Annotated in this window: 15 protein-coding genes; 5 read left to right on the plus strand and 10 right to left on the minus strand. The window is 38.1% G+C overall.

Annotated features, from left to right (window positions below; genetic code table 11):
- Window positions 1–99: 99 nt before the first annotated feature.
- Together LC090_RS10620 and ilvA are read right to left on the minus strand one after the other, a co-directional pair.
- Window positions 100–1,056 (minus strand): LLM class flavin-dependent oxidoreductase, encoded by a 957-nt coding sequence (locus LC090_RS10620; RefSeq protein WP_226657880.1) that lies wholly within the window; start codon window positions 1,054–1,056, stop codon window positions 100–102.
- Between the two features lie 101 nt (window positions 1,057–1,157).
- The gene (gene ilvA, locus LC090_RS10625; protein ID WP_226657883.1) at window positions 1,158–2,414 is read right to left on the minus strand and encodes a threonine ammonia-lyase IlvA; all 1,257 of its coding nucleotides are present in this window, start codon (window positions 2,412–2,414) and stop codon (window positions 1,158–1,160) included.
- A gap of 165 nt (window positions 2,415–2,579) precedes the next feature.
- On the opposite strand from ilvA, the gene LC090_RS10630 reads away from it, so the two are divergent.
- Window positions 2,580–3,227: an MtnX-like HAD-IB family phosphatase gene (locus LC090_RS10630; protein ID WP_226657885.1), complete on the plus strand. Its 648-nt coding sequence runs from the start codon at window positions 2,580–2,582 to the stop codon at window positions 3,225–3,227.
- The gene (locus tag LC090_RS10635) at window positions 3,227–4,276 is read left to right on the plus strand and encodes an iron-containing alcohol dehydrogenase family protein (RefSeq protein WP_226658450.1); all 1,050 of its coding nucleotides are present in this window, start codon (window positions 3,227–3,229) and stop codon (window positions 4,274–4,276) included. The genes LC090_RS10630 and LC090_RS10635 overlap by 1 nt, the downstream gene beginning before the upstream one ends.
- A 59-nt stretch (window positions 4,277–4,335) precedes the next feature.
- Here the strand turns inward: LC090_RS10635 and kynA are convergent, their stop codons facing one another.
- Both kynA and LC090_RS10645 read right to left on the minus strand, forming a co-directional pair.
- A complete protein-coding gene (gene kynA / locus LC090_RS10640; RefSeq protein WP_226657887.1) occupies window positions 4,336–5,178 on the minus strand; it encodes a tryptophan 2,3-dioxygenase in 843 nt (280 codons plus the stop codon).
- Window positions 5,179–5,331: 153 nt separating this feature from the next.
- Window positions 5,332–5,874: a site-specific integrase gene (locus tag LC090_RS10645; RefSeq protein ID WP_226657889.1), complete on the minus strand. Its 543-nt coding sequence runs from the start codon at window positions 5,872–5,874 to the stop codon at window positions 5,332–5,334.
- 530 nt (window positions 5,875–6,404) lie between these two features.
- Here LC090_RS10645 and LC090_RS22170 point away from each other — a divergent pair.
- Window positions 6,405–6,686, plus strand: a complete 282-nt coding sequence (locus tag LC090_RS22170) for a hypothetical protein (RefSeq protein ID WP_369522744.1) — start codon at window positions 6,405–6,407, stop codon at window positions 6,684–6,686.
- Between the two features lie 728 nt (window positions 6,687–7,414).
- On the opposite strand, the gene LC090_RS10655 is transcribed toward LC090_RS22170, so the two are convergent.
- Window positions 7,415–8,812 (minus strand): bifunctional metallophosphatase/5'-nucleotidase, encoded by a 1,398-nt coding sequence (locus LC090_RS10655; protein WP_226657891.1) that lies wholly within the window; start codon window positions 8,810–8,812, stop codon window positions 7,415–7,417.
- Between the two features lie 177 nt (window positions 8,813–8,989).
- Between LC090_RS10655 and LC090_RS10660 the strand changes: the two genes are divergently transcribed.
- Window positions 8,990–10,159 (plus strand): lactate 2-monooxygenase, encoded by a 1,170-nt coding sequence (locus LC090_RS10660; RefSeq protein ID WP_425590650.1) that lies wholly within the window; start codon window positions 8,990–8,992, stop codon window positions 10,157–10,159.
- Window positions 10,160–10,199: 40 nt separating this feature from the next.
- On the opposite strand, the gene LC090_RS10665 is transcribed toward LC090_RS10660, so the two are convergent.
- The 4 genes from LC090_RS10665 to LC090_RS10680 all read right to left on the minus strand — a co-directional run bounded on the left by LC090_RS10665 (window position 10,200) and on the right by LC090_RS10680 (window position 15,227).
- Complete coding sequence (locus LC090_RS10665; RefSeq protein ID WP_226657894.1) at window positions 10,200–11,396, minus strand: MFS transporter; 1,197 nt, start codon at window positions 11,394–11,396, stop codon at window positions 10,200–10,202.
- A 185-nt stretch (window positions 11,397–11,581) separates the two neighbouring features.
- Window positions 11,582–11,965, minus strand: coding sequence for a VOC family protein (locus LC090_RS10670; RefSeq protein WP_226657895.1), 384 nt, complete (start codon window positions 11,963–11,965; stop codon window positions 11,582–11,584).
- Between the two features lie 85 nt (window positions 11,966–12,050).
- A complete protein-coding gene (locus LC090_RS10675) occupies window positions 12,051–14,270 on the minus strand; it encodes a DEAD/DEAH box helicase (protein WP_226657897.1) in 2,220 nt (739 codons plus the stop codon).
- 87 nt (window positions 14,271–14,357) lie between these two features.
- Window positions 14,358–15,227 carry a LysR substrate-binding domain-containing protein gene (locus LC090_RS10680; RefSeq protein WP_226657900.1) on the minus strand — a complete coding sequence of 290 codons (870 nt, stop codon included), beginning with the start codon at window positions 15,225–15,227 and terminating at the stop codon, window positions 14,358–14,360.
- A 109-nt stretch (window positions 15,228–15,336) separates the two neighbouring features.
- Between LC090_RS10680 and LC090_RS10685 the strand changes: the two genes are divergently transcribed.
- On the plus strand, window positions 15,337–16,362 hold the full coding sequence (locus LC090_RS10685; protein WP_226657903.1) for a YeiH family protein: 1,026 nt from the start codon (window positions 15,337–15,339) through the stop codon (window positions 16,360–16,362).
- Here LC090_RS10685 and LC090_RS10690 read toward each other — a convergent pair.
- A complete protein-coding gene (locus LC090_RS10690; protein ID WP_226657905.1) occupies window positions 16,359–16,976 on the minus strand; it encodes a hypothetical protein in 618 nt (205 codons plus the stop codon). The genes LC090_RS10685 and LC090_RS10690 overlap by 4 nt on opposite strands.
- Window positions 16,977–16,995: the final 19 nt, after the last annotated feature.

Here is a 16,995-nt window from a genome sequence, read left to right on the forward strand (position 1 = left end):
GTACTGTTGAAATAATATACAGTTAGTAACGTGTGTTATAAAAAACAAAAGAAACCAAACTCTATCATAACAGATTTCTAGCGATTAGTGAAAAAACATCTATTCGTTTCGTATTGCTTCACCTAGAAGCTGATAAGAAGTCAGCCTTTCCTCATGATTAGGGGTTATCGTCGTAATCATGAGTTCATCTGGTTTATACTCTTGTTCAAGTGTCTCTAGCTTCTGCTTGACAGTCTCAAATGTTCCGCTAATGAGTTTCGTGCTAGCAGGAAGGGAAACGCGTTTCGCCTCTTCAACGGATATAAAAGCGTTATCCCCTTTGGTTCGAGCTTCATTAACAACGTTGGTCCAATGGGCGAGTTCATGTGCTCTTGCTGTGGTTTCACTACAAATAACAGAGACCGCTAAAATCGTATATGGTCTTTCGCCAACAAAATTTGTTCGATACGTGTTGAAAAGTTCCTTTCCATCATGATCACTCATAAAATAACCAAAAGCATAGGACATGCTATGTTCTGCAGCAAGTAATGCGCTTTTCTTTCCTGTTCCGAGTAACCAGGGTTCTGGCCTGTGATTCGGAACAGGTTTAGCTTGAACCTTATGAAACATATGGCCTTTTGGAAAATCTTGATTAAGAAAGTGAAGTAACTCTTCTACTTTTTCTGGCATCTTCCGAACTTCCTCAAGGAATCGTGGGGATAGAGCCGTCGTTGCTTCGGCAGATCCCCCAGGTGCTCTTCCTAAACCAAGATCAATACGGTCTGGGAATAGGGTCGCAAGGGTATGAAAAACTTCCGCAACTTTATATGGTTGATAGTGCGGAAGGAGAATGGCTCCTGCACCAAGGCGAATTTTCTTTGTAAGTGCGCCAATATAGCTTAAGAGCACTTCAGGTGCAGGACAAGCTAGATTTGCTAAATCATGATGTTCTGTCACCCAGTATCGGGTATAGCCAAGGTTATCTGCGAGAACAGCTAATTCTTTTGAGGACTCTAGAGCATCGCCTTCCGTTTCTCCATAAATGATGGGTGATTGGTCAAGTATACTTAGTTTCATTGCGCACCTCTTTTTAATACAATCTCTTCCTATCATATAGAAAGAAGCGTCTCTTTTATACTCGAAAGCCCTGACGAAGAAAAACGCCCGTTATAGGCGTTTTAGATAAGCAGGTTAAAGAGGTCCTGATCTTTATTAATTTCAATATAAGAAAATCCTTTTCGATTTAAACGCTCAATCAAAGGTTCATAATCTTCTTTATGCTTAAGTTCAATTCCTGCTAGAACTGGTCCCCGATCTCGATTGTTCTTTTTTGTGTACTCAAAACGTGTAATATCATCTGTTGGTCCTAGAACATCCGCCATAAATTCTTTTAAGGCGCCAGCCCGCTGCGGAAAATGGACAATGAAGTAGTGTTTTAACCCTTCATAAATCAAAGAGCGTTCCTGAATTTCCTGCATCCGGTTAATATCGTTATTCCCCCCACTAATGACACAAACAACGTTTTTTCCTTTAATTTGATCTTTATAGAAATCGAGTGAAGCGATCGATAAAGCACCTGCAGGTTCAGCTACAATCGCATTCTGATTGTATAGTTCCAAAATGGTTGTGCAAATCTTCCCTTCTGGCACAAGAACAACATCATCAAGAAGATGCTTGCAGATATCCAGGGTCAGTTTGCCAACTTGTTTTACCGCTGCACCGTCTACAAATTTATCTATAAAGTCAAGTGGTACGACGCTGTCGTGTTCAATCGAACGCTTCATTCCCGCAGCGCCTTCCGGTTCGATTCCAACGATTTTCGTATCTGGACTAATACTTTTAATATATGAACCTACGCCGGAAGCAAGTCCACCTCCACCTATGCCGAGCATCACGTAGTCAACTTCATCAATGTCATTCATAATTTCCAGGCCAACTGTTCCCTGACCTGCAATCGTTCGGTAATCATCAAATGGATGAATAAATGTTTTATCTTGCTTGTTACAAAACTCTTTAGCTGTATGGAAGGAATCATCAAACGTATCTCCTGTTAAAATCACTTCAACGAATGAGCCTCCAAATAATTCAACTTGTGAAATCTTTTGTCTTGGCGTGGTAGCTGGCATAAAGATGTGCCCCTGAATGCCGAGCGTTTTACATGAGAAAGCGACACCTTGCGCATGGTTTCCCGCACTAGCGCATACGATCCCGTTCTCCTTTTCTTCCATTGTTAAGCTTTGAATAAGGTTATATGCCCCTCTAATTTTAAAAGAACGGACGTTTTGTAAATCTTCTCTTTTCAAATAAACGTTGCAGTTATAGCGATCTGAGAGTATTTCATTCCGTTGTAACGGTGTATGAACAACGACTTCTTTTAAAACCTGGTTTGCGATAATGATATCTTCCACCTGGACTTTGCTGATTGTTTTACTCATTCTCGCACTCCTTCAGATTAAATTGAATTGTTTAACTTTTTAAAAATCATTTTAACACAATTTAATGCTGTTGTACGTTATTGTTCTAAAAGAATTGAATTTCTTTTGCAATAAAAAGCATGCTACAATTTTAAGAGATACTCAATAATCGAGGAGGAGTCACATATGAAAAAATGGGCTTTTGTGTCAGATTTTGACGGAACGATTTCAAAAAAGGATTTCTACTGGCTTGTAATTGACACATACTATCCTGAAGGTAAACCTTTATATAAAAAATGGAAAGCAGGTGACATGCAAGATATTGATTTTCTTAGTCAGGTATTTCAATCGATTGACCAGCATGAAGAGCAAATTATTCAAGACATCCTCTCGTTACCCATTGATGAGCACGTTCCCTCTTTCATTCGAAAGGTTCAAGAATGCGGTGGGGATTTCTATATTCTAAGTGCCGGCACGGATTATTACATTCATCACATTCTCGAGCATTATGGCATTCAAGACGTCCCTGTATTTTCTAATAAAGGGTATTATGAAAATAAGAATGTTCATCTGTCGATTGACGAAAATCATAAACACTATTCCAGACGTTATGGCATTGATAAATCGAAAGTAATTGCAGAATTAAAGGAAACCTATGAGGTTGTTTATTTTGCTGGTGATAGTGAACCTGATTCCCATCCTGCTAAAGTAGCAGATCTGACTTTTGCTAAAGATGCACTTCAAGATTTATTAAAGGAAAATAATGTGCCGTATGTTGCTGTTGATTCATTTCAACAAATAGAGGATTTTTTGCGTGAGAAAGGAACAGTTTAATCATGCATGCATTAACGAATATTCCGATCCCATCGATTTTGGAAATTCGTTCAGGTATCCGTCATCAGCTTGATTCTCTTCTTCATAAACACGGGTTTCATCATGCCCTGTTTTTGTTTGATGCATTTACTTACGATACTTATGCCGAGTCCTTTCAAAAATCAATGCACTTGACGATAAACGTTCAAAAAATGGAACCCGGTCAAACCATTCAAGACCTTATTGCATTTGCTTTTACGCTCGATTCTTATGATGTTGTCCTTGCTATGGGGGGAGGTATGATTATTGACTACGGAAAGTATATTGCATTTTCTAGAAAACTCCCCTTTATCAGCATGCCGACATCTGCATCCAATGATGGTTTTGCTAGTAGCAATTGTTCCCTGATCGTTAATCAAAAAAAGACGACCGTTCCTGCTCAGGTGCCTTTTGGCATTATTGCGGATCTTGAAGTGATTCAACAAGCTCCTTCGCATTTCTTACTTGCAGGTGTAGGTGACTTAATGAGTAACATTACGGCTCTTTATGACTGGGAATTTGAAGAAAGCCATGGAAAAGGTCATGTAAATGCCTTTGCAGCGATGCTTAGTAAAAAAGCGGTCAATAGCTTTATTCGAACACCGATGACTGATCTTCAAAATCCAATCTTTATCAAAGAGCTTGTAAGTTCCTTAACTATGGGCGGAGTAGCCACCGTGATTAGTGGAAATAGTGCTCCAATTAGTGGGTCCGAGCACTTAATATCACATGCTCTTGATAAACAATTAGCGAAACCTTATATGCACGGGATTCAAGTAGGTCTCGCTACGTACATCATGGCAAACGTTCAAAACCACCGAGCATTACGAATGAAGAAAGTGTTTGAAAGAACGGGTTTCTTCCATTATGTAAAAGAAGAAAGAATTCCAAAATCCGCTCTGGCAGAGGCGATATTATCGGCTCCCTCTGTAAAACCAAATCGTTACACTTACCTTCATGATCCTATCTTCCAACAAAAAGCGCTCTCTTTCTTAGAAACTGATAACGTGTTACAGGAAGTTTTAATATAAAAAAATGCCCTTATGAGGGCAATTTTTTATATTTGTTTACATAATGATATTATGTAAAACTAGAGTTCTGTTCTAATGTCCCAAAGTTCTGGAAAAAAGCGATGATCCAGTACTTTTTTCAAATACCCAACGCCAGATGAGCCGCCGGTCCCCTTTTTAAACCCGATAATCCTCTCAACTGTTTTCATATGACGGAATCGCCATTGCTGTAGCCAATCCTCAATATCAACAAGCTTCTCAGCTAGTTCATATAGGTCCCAATACGTTTCTACATCACGATATACGGTCAGCCATGCCTGCATGACTGAGTCATTCTTTCTGTATGTTTCGGTCACATCGCGATCAAGAACTTCCTTATCAATAGGTAATCCCGCCCCCGATAGCGCCTTAATCGCTACATCATAAATGCCGGGTTCTTGATAAGCTTCTTTTAGTTCTTCATGAAGAACTTTATCTTTCTCATAAATCTTTAACACGTGAGGTGTTTTATAGCCTAATGCAAACTCAATCATACGGTATTGATAAGATTGGAAACCAGATGCCTGTCCAAGCGAATCTCGGAACTGCATGTATTCCGAAGGGGTTAACGTTGAAAGAACATCCCATGCCTGAATGATTTGAGTCTGTGTTTTCGAAACACGCGCAAGCATTTTAAAAGCAGTGGATAATTCATCGTTTTCAATTGCTTTAATTGCCCCTCTTAATTCATGCAAAATTAATTTCATCCATAATTCGCTCACCTGGTGAATAATGATAAAAAGCATTTCGTCATGATGGTCTGATAGCCTATTCTGCCCCGCAAGTATTTTATCTAGGCTTAAGTATTCTCCGTACGTCATATTGTTTTTAAAATCAGTATGTATGGATGCTTCTGTTGGATCTCGATGGTCTTTTTTTACCAATGAGAAAACCTCCTTTTAAATTGTAAGCGGAACCAAGATACTCTATTCATACGAGTTTCTTCATTATTATAGTAATCCTTACTACTATTCTTTTATTAAAGACTTGCCCCCTCCTCTCCAAAAAAGTATAACACGTTCCTTTTTGGACATTGTTTATAAACTAAAGTTAAACAGTGATTCATCCATCTGCTCTTGCTCAATTCCGATGTATCTTAAGGTAATCGATGGTGCTGAATGGCCGAAGATCTTTTGAAGCATCGCCACGTCTTTCGTCTGTTTATAGTAAAAGTAACCAAATGTCTTTCGCATTGTATGTGTTCCGATTTCAGAAAGCCCTGCTTCTGCAGCAGCCTGATTTAGAATTTTGTAAGCCTGACCTCTTTGAATAGGTAAATCCGTTTTATTTGACGGAAACAAAAAATCTCCTTCTTCCATATCGAACGTATACGACTCGATTAGCTCCTTAAGGGCATAGTTAATCGGAAACCGTTTTGATTTTCCGGTCTTTTTTTCTTTTATGATGATATGCGTTTGGTTCCGAACGTCACCAACTCGTAAAGGAAGTAAATCACTAATACGTAAACCAGTATTAATTCCCATGTTAAACAAGAACCAATCTCTGGAATTTCGCTTTCTTAAGTTTTGTTTTACTAATTTTATCTTCTGAGGATCTCGAATCGGCTGAACCGAGTTCATGAAGGCAGCTTCCTTTCTCTATCCGTTATGTATCATTAATGATAAACAAATAAGTGGTATGTATCATTATACCTTTCTAGCTACTAATGGAAAAGAGAAAAACCCCTAAAAATAAGCTTTCATTGATTTTCATAATGATACACAATATATGTTTTGTATCATTGTGTAGAAATAGAAGCACTTAGTTTTGTTTACGTGTATATTGTGTCATTCGTTCGAAATGAACATCAAAAGTAAAAATCTGGTTGTTTCTTTTTGTTTTTGTCAATTATTTTGTATTAAAAAGGAGTAAGGTATCTTACATCATTCGCTCTCGATTCAGGATCTGATAAGAGTTGACTTACATGATAAGGCGATTGTTTCTATTCAAAGGAGGAAATCGTTTGTCTGAATATGCTTTGAAAGATCCAGTACCAAATTTCACACTTCCATCAGTAAATGGCGAAGAGTATTCTTTAGAATCATATCGAAAAGAAAAAGGTGGATAGCATCTTTTTATCTTCTTTAGAGGTTCTTGGTGCCCCGTCTGCGTGAGTGATCTTGAAGAAAGCTCTGGCTTCTTCGAAGATAAAAATGTCCATGTTACTACGATATCAACTGATAAATTGGATAATTTAAATGCAATGATTGAAGAAAAGAATCTTTTTTTTTCATTATTAGCTGATGTGGACTTCAGACACTGGAAGCCTATGATGTTCGCTATCACAAAGAAGATGATCCGTATGAAGATCATGGTGCTCATGGTGAGCATGCCTACTTCCTCATTGATGATAAAGGTGAACTACTTTATCAACGACAAACAAGACCTTTAGGTCGTCCAACTGTTACGGAATTGCACAAAATTGTTCAGTATATAGGAAAGACTTATTAGGGATAAAAAAACAGACAGATTTGACTTGTTTTTTTATTGACGTTTTATACGATTTGAAAAAAATCTTATTAAACTAATTTTTATTTTTATATTAAATACGGTAATTGAAATTTTTATGAGTAGTCACACTACTTACCCTTTAGATTCGATAATTGCATCTAAGCGAGATTGATTAGTACCGCTCGTATGTGGATATCGTTCTTTATTCTAAGTAGAAACCATTTTGTAGGAACATCAATTCAATAACCTTTACCTCTTCTAATATTTTTTTCAAGCGGCTTACGATTCCTTCCTCTTAAGATCTCCACTATTTTAAAAGTACGATTTAGCTATTATGATCTCTTCATGCTTTTTCACCTTTTCATTAATGAAAATACCTCTACAACCCATTACTCACATTTAAATCTTAAAAGTTAAGTGCATGAAAGTGATTCAAATGTAATCTCACCTTTAGGAACGAATTAATTAGAAATAACCTCATTATGCAAACTAAAAATCACAGGTATAAACCTGTGATTTTCCTTTATCATCCTATTTTTTCTACAGACGAAGTCTTTAATATAGCAACCACACTTCTCCTTTATCTAATATTTCACAATTTCGTTCTAATTTAAATTAGGAATCTACTTTATAAACTGCTAACGTTGATCACTTCCAATAAAGAATGGATTAATTCACTTCTAACCTTGCACCAGTTTGGGCCACCCAGCATTTCCTATACGCATTTTTCACAAACGCTTCCTCCTTGGCATATTCTCTAATCACATCTTTTATTTCATCTGGCTGATAGGTAAAGTTTCGATTATTTGCTAAATCAGGATAGCCAGAACCTCTTAATAAATAATCAGAAGATGCTACGCGATACCACTTTTCTGGTTCTAACACCTTATTATTTATCGTAATCGAAAGGATACGTTTGTGATCGTGATGAATTATTGCTCCTGATACATGAAATTTTCCGACATATTTACCTCGAAAACCTGGTCCCCTGCCATCTGACATACAAACCGAACTGTCTAACGAGCTTTCCAGAGCTGCAAATAAGTGCTTACCCTGAATCTCAAAGTAAGTCGGATTTAAAGGCGATGGACAAATTTCAATGAGTTTTTTGTTCGATACAAAATCAACAATGCCCCCGTTTGTAATACCACTGTTAATGATTCCGAGATCACATTCAAAGCGATCTTTTAAACCATCTGCAATTAAATTGGTCATTGGGTTTTCTTCAAGTATGTCATGCCAGAGTGTTTGACTAACTGAGTAAAGTGGTTTACTTAAATTGGCGATTGCTTCTTCCCTACTTGAAAGCAAAATTCCTTTAATCTCCTCATCTTCTACTGCTTTTGCAGTCGAAATTGCTCTGGAGGCTAATAATAATAAACTGTTATTTGTAACTTCCATTTCTACAATACCGATGTGTTCTCCATACATACCAGCAGAATTCAGAATGGTACCATTTACTACTTTAGCTTCGTCGTAGAGAACATGATCATGTGCAGAAAGTATCAAATCAATTTCATCGATTGAATCAGCTAGTTCAATATCGCATTCAGTCCCAACATGGTTTAGTACGATACAAATATCATATTTTCCTCTTTGCCTTTCTATCTCTTCTCGAATGCCCTCTATATAATCAACTATTCGAAAACCCATTAAATCATTAAATTCTTGTAAATCGGGTGAAGCACCAGTAATCAAAATACGTAACCCTTGCTTATGAACAATTGTACTCCGAAGTACTCCATTAAACGATTCACCATTTGCTTTTAAAAGATTACAGCTAATGAATGGAATAGAACTATGTACCGCCATATGCTCTAACGTATCGACTCCATTAAACAGTTCATTATTCCCTATCGTCATCGCATCATAACCAGCAGATTCAAGCATCTTTACAGCTGCGATTCCCTGAGTCCCTTGAAGTTCTATACTTTTAAAATCAGCGAAGTCACCGCCATCTAAAACCAGGGTGTGCTCATCTGCGTAGTCCTTAATAAGTGATGTTGCTTTTGCGAAGTTCTCAAAATGACTGTGAACATCGTTCGTATGTATGACTGAAAGCTTCATGATTGTCCCCCAATATGTTCTTAATGAACGAATTTATTGCCAACCTACTATTTCGTAATAATTCATCTAAATCCTTCTATTTTCTAATGATCGATCCTGTTTTTCTATTAATTTAGAAGGAATTGGAAAGATGACAAAGAAGATTCAACTAACTACATTTAAAAAGGAGTCGTTCAATTGGCTAATTTCGGTAATGAAATTCAGTTTGGTATTTATAAACAAATGGCTGCACCAGACCCGAATCGCCTACCAACAAGGTATGAAGATTGGAAAGCAAAAGCACGAGAACTTCTGGAGGATGGACCTTATGATTATGTAGCTGGCGGATCAGGTGCAGAAGAAACGAAAAATGCAAATCGTGATGCATTTAGGCGATGGAACATTGTGCCTCGCGTCTTTCGACACGTTGAAGAACGAAATTTAAAAATAGGCATGTACGGTCGAATGCTTCCTACTCCTTTGTTAGTCGCTCCAATTGGCGTTCAATCCATTATTCATCAAGAAGGCGAACTTGCTTCAGCGAAAGCAGCTGCTTCTATGGGGATTCCTTACATCGCAAGCTCCGCATCAAGCCGGTCTATGGAAGAAATTGCAGAAGTGATGGGTGATGCTGAGAAGTGGTTTCAACTTTACTGGAGTCGTGATCCCGAAATTGCTAAAAGTTTTGTACAACGAGCAGAAAACGCCGGATATTCAGCGATTGTTGTAACGCTGGATACTCCAATGATGGCATGGCGAGAATTAGATTTGCAAAATGTTTATTTACCTTTTCTAATCGGGGAAGGAATTGGGAATTATTTAACTGATCCTGCATTTCGCGCTGGACTTCATGTACCTCCTGAAGAAGATGCTATGGGAGCAATTATGCATTGGACTCACGTCTTTGGAAATGCAGGATTAACGTGGGAGGATTTAGCAGAGCTGAAAAAGTATACGACTTTGCCTATTATTTTGAAAGGCATCCTTCACCCTGATGATGCAAAGCTAGCATTAGAATATGGCGCTGATGGAATTATTGTATCGAATCATGGAGGGCGTCAAGTAGATGGAGCCCTTTCATCGCTTGATGCGCTTCCGGCCGTAGTAGAAGCTGTTGAAAATCAAATTCCTGTCTTGATGGATAGCGGGATAAGAAGAGGGGCTGATGTATTTAAAGCCATTGCGCTTGGAGCAAAAGCCATACTCGTTGGCCGACCATGTATGTATGGATTAGCGGTAGCGGGAGAAAGTGGGGTGAAACAAGTACTTTCCAACCTTCTTGCAGATTTTGATTTAACTATGGCATTATCAGGATGCCGTGATTTAAATGAAGTAAATAAAGAGATGCTAATTCCGAGTAGTCGATAATAGATAAAATGAGTTCGGCCAATTAACCGAACTCGTTTTATTATTTCCATTGAACTGCTTCTTGATGACTTTGTACAGATGCACTTCTTTTTAGGTATATAACGTAAATGATCATTGAGATGATAACGGAAATACCTGCTGTTAAGTAGATGTCTGCATAACCGAACGTTGATGCGATCAAACCAAAAAACATTGCTCCTATTCCTACACCTAAATCAAAAAATGAAAAAAAGGTAGCGTTAGCCATTCCTTTTCTGTGAAGGGGTGCTTCATTCACAGCCCATGCTTGTAGAGCTGGCTGAACGGAGCCAAATCCAATTCCGAATAACACAGCAGCAAGAATAAGCATGAATTGATTGGCTAGTAGCGTCAAATCAATCATTGCGGTTAATATTAAGAAGGCGCCGGGAAGAAAAATAGCTTTATGTCCTTTTCGATCATAAATTCGTCCAGCGAAAGCGCGGACGAGCATTAAAGAAACGGCAAAGACTACGAAATACCACTCTATCCCCTCAATGCCCAATTGTTCTGCATAAAGTGGGAGAAAAGTAGCGATTCCACCAAACACCATCGTAATAAAAAATAATAAAATGGAAGGCATTAAAGCGGTTTTCTCAAAAAAGTCCCATTTCTTTTTTTCAATCGGTGTTTTGTTTGCCGGTTTATAACGAATAATGGAAGCGATAAGGAAAGAAAGCAATCCAGCCGAAGCAGCGATTAAAAACATTGTTTGAAATCCAGAAATGGCAATTAGGAATAAACCTAGTGCTGGACCAAAAGCCATAGCTAAATTTCCAGCAAGTCCAAAATAACCCATGCCTTCTCCTCTTCGCTTTTGTGGAATTAAATCCGTTGCGATTGTGCCCACCGCTGTGGTTGACATCCCCCAACCTAGTCCCTGGATCACCCGCATGAGAAAAAGAAGAACAAGACTACCTGTAAACGCATAAGATCCAACAGAAATAACAAAAACCATTAATCCAATTAAGAAAATGATTCTTCTTCCAAGTGACTCGAGGACATGCCCGCTCCAGGGTCGAATAAGTAAAGCGGATAAGGTGAAAATGCCGACGACAAAACCAATAAGCTGATCGCTCCCTCCAAGTTCATTAACAAATAAAGGGAGAGTTGGGAGCGTCATCTGGAACCCCGCAAAAATAAAAAAGTTCGCCATGCAAATAAAAATAAAGTCTCGCGTCCAGATCTTCTCTTTCTGAAGATCCTCTTGTTTGACCATACCTATTCCTTCTTTCTATCAAATAAGTTCACTCTTATCTTACAACATGCCTCCCCATTTTAAGAGTTTCCTGCTCATGACAAGAAAAGCGAAGACGAGCTTTTAGAAACGAAAGGATTGGAACTCAAAAAAATGAGTGTCCTAAGATCGGGACACTCGTTTTTTGAGTAATTACACTTGCTAAATTAAGTAGCAGGTTCAAAAAACTCTAACCATTCACCATCTGGTCCTTCAAAGAAAAGATATTTTGCACCGTTCGGTAAAGCATTAATGCCCTCATCAATAAACGTTACGCCTAGATCATGAAGACGAATGCGTTCTTGATTGATATCTTCTACCGTAAAGGCAATGTGATGAACCTTCCCTTCTGCTGGTAAATTAGCATCATATCCTTCAATTAACTCTACAATAATCTCTCCCTTGATTCCAAGAAAAGCAAGTTTTTTATCCCCATCAGGATGGTCGAATTCATCAAGTAGTTCAAGCCCAATTATTCCTTGATAAAATCCTTTTGATGCTTCAATATTTCTAACTTGTACCCCTACATGTTCAAGCTTTTGTATTCCCATACGTCACCAGCTTTCTTTCAATTCATTATTCTCTGTAACTTTACCACAGTAACGTAAATATAGAAAAGGAAAAAACCTCTATTTTCTATGCATCTGCTGGAAGAATTTGATTAATAATTTCATTAACCACAAGGGTAGATTGCATTCTAACGGATACTGCTGGTGGCAGAACATCTTTCATGCCCTCGAATGGTACACCCAGATAGAATACTTTCCGATCAATAGCTACAAATGGAAATGGAACTTCATGCACCACATGACGAGCAACCGGAATTTCATGAACAACCTTAGGTGAGATAATCATCGTTTTAGCAGGTGCTGCTTTCAACGTGCTGATCCACTCTTTTGTTAGTGATGTGCCTGATGGAATTGAAATAATGACCTCATTTGCTTTTTGAATATCATGAAATACGGTATTTGTGTTTAATGCATGACTCCATTTCAACTGAGAATGTTGATGTGTAATCCACTTCCCTATTTGTGAAGGTCCAATTCTTTCGTTTTTTTGTAACTGGTGCTCCACTAATTGCCTGAGCGTCTTTGATTGAGACATACGCTTTTTGTAATAGTCCACGTTACTAACATGAATAAATTTCCCTTTTGTTCGCGTCATCGCAACGTTAATTAAACGATCGCTATTATTTCCTGTCAGTAGCATTCCTGGACGGAATTCTGGATCACTATCTACAGTATCAAACACCATCATATCTCGTTCGCTTCCCTGAAATCGATGAACAGTTGCTGAAAGAATATCAGCTTGGTCAGTAGGTGACAGGAGATCTTCTATCAATAATCCCATGAGTTTCGATTGGGCACGATAAGGTGTTACATAACCAATCGAGGTCATTCCTGATTTCAATGATTCATAAATTGCTTGAAAAGATAAAAAGAGTTGCCATAAGTTCATCCGAGATTTTGATGAGTGGCCAGTAAAACAATAAGCACCTGTATGACTCGTATCAATGAGAGCAGAAGCCCTCCCTTTGAAAGGACGTTTTCTAGTTATGTCTTCTCTTAATGCTGCAGTGTTGGGATAATCCTTAACAAGAGAATGATAAATCGTTTTGTTTGTAAATGCAGAAATAACTGGATGCATTCGCCTTTGCTCATTTAAAAGAAACAATTGAGGGTGAAGATTACCTGATTCAACTGTTTCAATGATTCCGGCTCGATGGAAGACATCTTCTTTTAACCACTTCGAAACTAGCGGATGCCGGGCCGATGCGATAGGGGGAAGCTGTTTAAAATCACCACATATCACAACCCGTTTTCCAAGCGAAGCAGCAAACGCTGCCTGGGGCACATACGCCATACTAGCTTCATCAATAATGACAACATCGACTCTCTTTCGGTAGATCGTTTCATCAATCGCTGCTTTTGTTAAAGTAGTTCCAATTATAGTAGCGTTTTTAACGAATTCCGTTTCTTTACGCCTAATCTTTTCGAGAACATTTCCTAACTTAGACTCTAACTTTAGCAACTGAGTTGAATCACGATTGCTAAAGGAATTTGATAAATCCTCTTTTAAATTCTTCCGTTCCTCCATTATACTCGCTTTCTCTTCAGCAAGATCTGGATGCTGTGCCATCAGTAACTGATCTGTATATAATGGCAATAGTGATGGAACATTACGTTGCTGACCATAGCGCATGATTTTACCCTCTTCAAACTTCTCCTTTTTTTCAGCAAAAAGAGAGATTTCACGCATTAAAACATCTACAGCTTGGTTACTATGGGATAAGATTAGAACGCTCTTTCCTTTAAAAAAGTGATTTGCGGCGGCTCTTGCCAGATTATGCGTTTTACCAGTGCCTGGTGGACCCCATACATACGTTACTGGGTTGTATTTTGACCTAAGAATCAACTCATGGAGATGACTCTTAATCTTTTCTTCAGGATGTTTAACCGTTTTTGGTGGATTCATTAATTTGCTAACCCGCGCTAGCCTTCTTTTACTTTTCTTTATTTCTTCCAGGCGTTCGTGCAGCTCATCAAGCAATTCCCACGGATCATGGTAAAGATCGGCTTCTCTAATTAGATCGCCAAAATCACCTTCAAGGGCGATAATGACATTATTTCCCTCTGAAGATAACATTCTTCCTTCCCGTTTTATATGTTTCATTTCTATTCGTATTTTTGATCCAGATGGAATCTGAATAGGCGTACGTACATCAAAATAGTATCGAAAATCATCGCCGGATAATAAACGACCGTTAACAATTTTGATTGGCCTACTTCCATACTTTTTTAAATGAGCTATTTCCGCACGAAGCGCTAATTGCCACTCTTCTATCATTTCATTCATTTTCTATCGCTTCCTTTTAACCATTCGTTCTTTTACAATTTCTATACTATATCATGCTCATCAATAACTCTCTACCGAACTGAACTCTTATGTTTTATGATGAGAATGGACGTGATCGAGAAAGACTTCAAGAACTTTCGTTTGAAAAGGAGAACGCATTAATATAGAAAACGTTCGTTTATATTTAAATCTGGGCAATTCAAGTATCTTTAGGGTTCCAAGTTTTAATTCTTTTCTAATCGTCCATTTTGAAAGGATGCCAATGCCAATTCCAGCTTCGACAGACTCTTTAATGAGTTGCGTACTGCCAAATGCCATTTTTTGAGAAGGTACAATCGATAGGAGTTCCCACATTTTTTCAGTTGCTTCCCTTGTTCCAGACCCTTCTTCTCGTACAATCCACATTTCGTTTTCCAGAATGCTTCCATGCTCAACATTCTTATGTGTAGGGGCTGCTACAATGACCATTTCGTCTTCAGTGAAACTATCTACTTTCATGTCTCTTGCTGGATAGTCTCCTTCTATAATACCAACATCTAACTGATGGGAATAAACAAGATCTCCAATTTCTCTAGAATTTCCAATGGTGACTGCTGGTGTTATTAGAGGATACTTTTCTCGTATTGAAGCAATAACATGTGGCAAAACATATTCGCCATATGTATAACTTGCACCAATCGTAATCTTACCACTTGCACGATTGGTCAAATCATCCAATAAATAGTTCATCTTAGAATACAAATTTAATAACTCTCTTGCATGATGGTACACGATTTCACCAGCTTTGTTCATTTCCACGGAGCGATTGTTTCTTTCAAGTAACTTAGTACCAAGACTCTCTTCTAAACTTTTAATATATTGACTAACGGCTGGCTGTGTCATGTGTAATTCTTCTGCTGCTCTTGAGAAATTTCGTTTATCAACGACTGTAACAAACACTTTTAATTGTTGATCCAATTCCTCACCTCTATCTATAAGTTATAACTTATTATAACCATTCTATTTAATTATTTCACTTATAGTCATTTGTAAAGTAAACTATAAAAGGAGAAACGGAGGAAAGAATATGATCAACACGTTAAGACATCATCAAACATTGCCTGACCACATCCGATGGCTCCTTGGCATTGCCTTTACGTTTTTTATTGCGTTATTAGGTTATTTTCTGGCCATGGTCCCAGGGTTTAAGCTTACTGGACAACTTGCTTCAGCGATCTTAATTGCCATTGCTTATCGACAAGTAGCTGGTTATCCAGAATGGCTAAGAAAAGGAATCACATTTTCATCAAAAAAATTACTTAGATTTGCGATTATATTATACGGAATAAAATTAAACGTAAGCATGATTCTTCAAGATGGATTACCTATTCTATTACTAGGTGCACTTGTTATTGCATTTGCTATCTTATCTTCCATTTGGCTTTCTAAAGTGATGAATGCTAATAAGTCTATTACTCTGCTTCTTGGCGCGGGTACGGGGATTTGCGGAGCTGCTGCAATTGCAGCTGTAGCACCGATTGTTAAAGCGAAAGAAGAAGATACAGCAATCGGCGTTGGCATTATTGCTTTGTTTGGAACGATTTTTTCCATTGGCTATACCATTCTTCGCCCATTCCTTCCACTAACTTCAAGCGAATACGGAGTATGGTCTGGAATTTCACTACATGAAGTTGCTCACGTTGCTCTAGCAGCAGCACCAGGAGGAGAAACGGCATTAGCTATGGGGTTACTCGCCAAGCTTGGAAGAGTCTTCCTCCTTGTCCCAGTATGTTTTTTATTTATGTATCTTATGAAACGCAAAAACAAGGGTACGCAACAAAAGGTTGCATTCCCATGGTTTTTAGTTGGATTTGTAATCATGAGTTTAGCAGGAACATTCCTCCTCGGGCCCATTATCCCGTTCTCTGATTCAGCGGTGAATGTTGTGACAGAGATTACGACTTGGTGTTTAACCGCAGCTATGGTAGGTCTTGGTCTAAGTGTTAGTTTAAAAGATTTGAAAAATAAAGCCCTTAAGCCAATGGCGATTATCACAATCGTCTCCATCACGCTCTCTCTTGTAACTTTTTTTATCGTTAAATGGTTTTACTAGGCTTCTGAATGGTCATCGTCTTTGGATGACCATTTTTTTCGTAAATAATCCACATATTGAAAGGCGGTTCGCACGATTAATGCATGAAGGAGAATGCCAACGATTGTAAGGAGAACGATCACCATTTTTCCAATGAATGAAGTTGGTTCAACTGAAAAGCGCCCAACAAAAATAATGGAACCTAGTGACCATATGGCAGCATCCTGAAAAGAATCGACAACAGGCTCATAGAAATAAAACGGGAAAGTTGAGACAATCACAAACACAAAACTTGTTAAAAACCATGTTTGAGGAGACATCCCCATTGCCTTTCCTAGAATGGGATTACTAAATCGTTTTGCGATTGTTTTAATCCGCCATAAACGATAAAGTCTGGCTAGCTTTGCTCCTTGAAAAATGGAGTCAAGAGGGATCAAAGCAATCAAATCAAAAGGATGACTTTTGATGTATTCCCATCGACTTTTAGATAAATAAAGAAAAACAATATAATCAATAAAGAAGACAATCCATGTACCAATCAAGATCTCCTGTTGAAAGGGAGACTCATACCAGATCGTTGAAACGGATAAGATTACACATACAAATAAAAGATACTGATAGAGTTGTTTAAGCATGAAATCCCCCTTCTATATC

Source organism: Guptibacillus hwajinpoensis (genome assembly GCF_020524165.1).
Lineage (GTDB): Bacteria > Bacillota > Bacilli > Bacillales > Guptibacillaceae > Guptibacillus > Guptibacillus hwajinpoensis_D.

Coding starts and splice junctions, on each gene's coding strand:
- LC090_RS10675 (WP_226657897.1), bottom strand. CDS start 14,270: ATGAATGAAATGATAGAAGAGTGGCAATTAGCGCTTCGTGCGGAAATA.
- ilvA (WP_226657883.1), bottom strand. CDS start 2,414: ATGAGTAAAACAATCAGCAAAGTCCAGGTGGAAGATATCATTATCGCA.
- LC090_RS10670 (WP_226657895.1), bottom strand. CDS start 11,965: ATGGGAATACAAAAGCTTGAACATGTAGGGGTACAAGTTAGAAATATT.
- LC090_RS10645 (WP_226657889.1), bottom strand. CDS start 5,874: ATGAACTCGGTTCAGCCGATTCGAGATCCTCAGAAGATAAAATTAGTA.
- LC090_RS10690 (WP_226657905.1), bottom strand. CDS start 16,976: ATGCTTAAACAACTCTATCAGTATCTTTTATTTGTATGTGTAATCTTA.
- LC090_RS10685 (WP_226657903.1), top strand. CDS start 15,337: ATGATCAACACGTTAAGACATCATCAAACATTGCCTGACCACATCCGA.
- LC090_RS10665 (WP_226657894.1), bottom strand. CDS start 11,396: ATGGTCAAACAAGAGGATCTTCAGAAAGAGAAGATCTGGACGCGAGAC.
- LC090_RS10620 (WP_226657880.1), bottom strand. CDS start 1,056: ATGAAACTAAGTATACTTGACCAATCACCCATCATTTATGGAGAAACG.
- LC090_RS10630 (WP_226657885.1), top strand. CDS start 2,580: ATGAAAAAATGGGCTTTTGTGTCAGATTTTGACGGAACGATTTCAAAA.
- LC090_RS10655 (WP_226657891.1), bottom strand. CDS start 8,812: ATGAAGCTTTCAGTCATACATACGAACGATGTTCACAGTCATTTTGAG.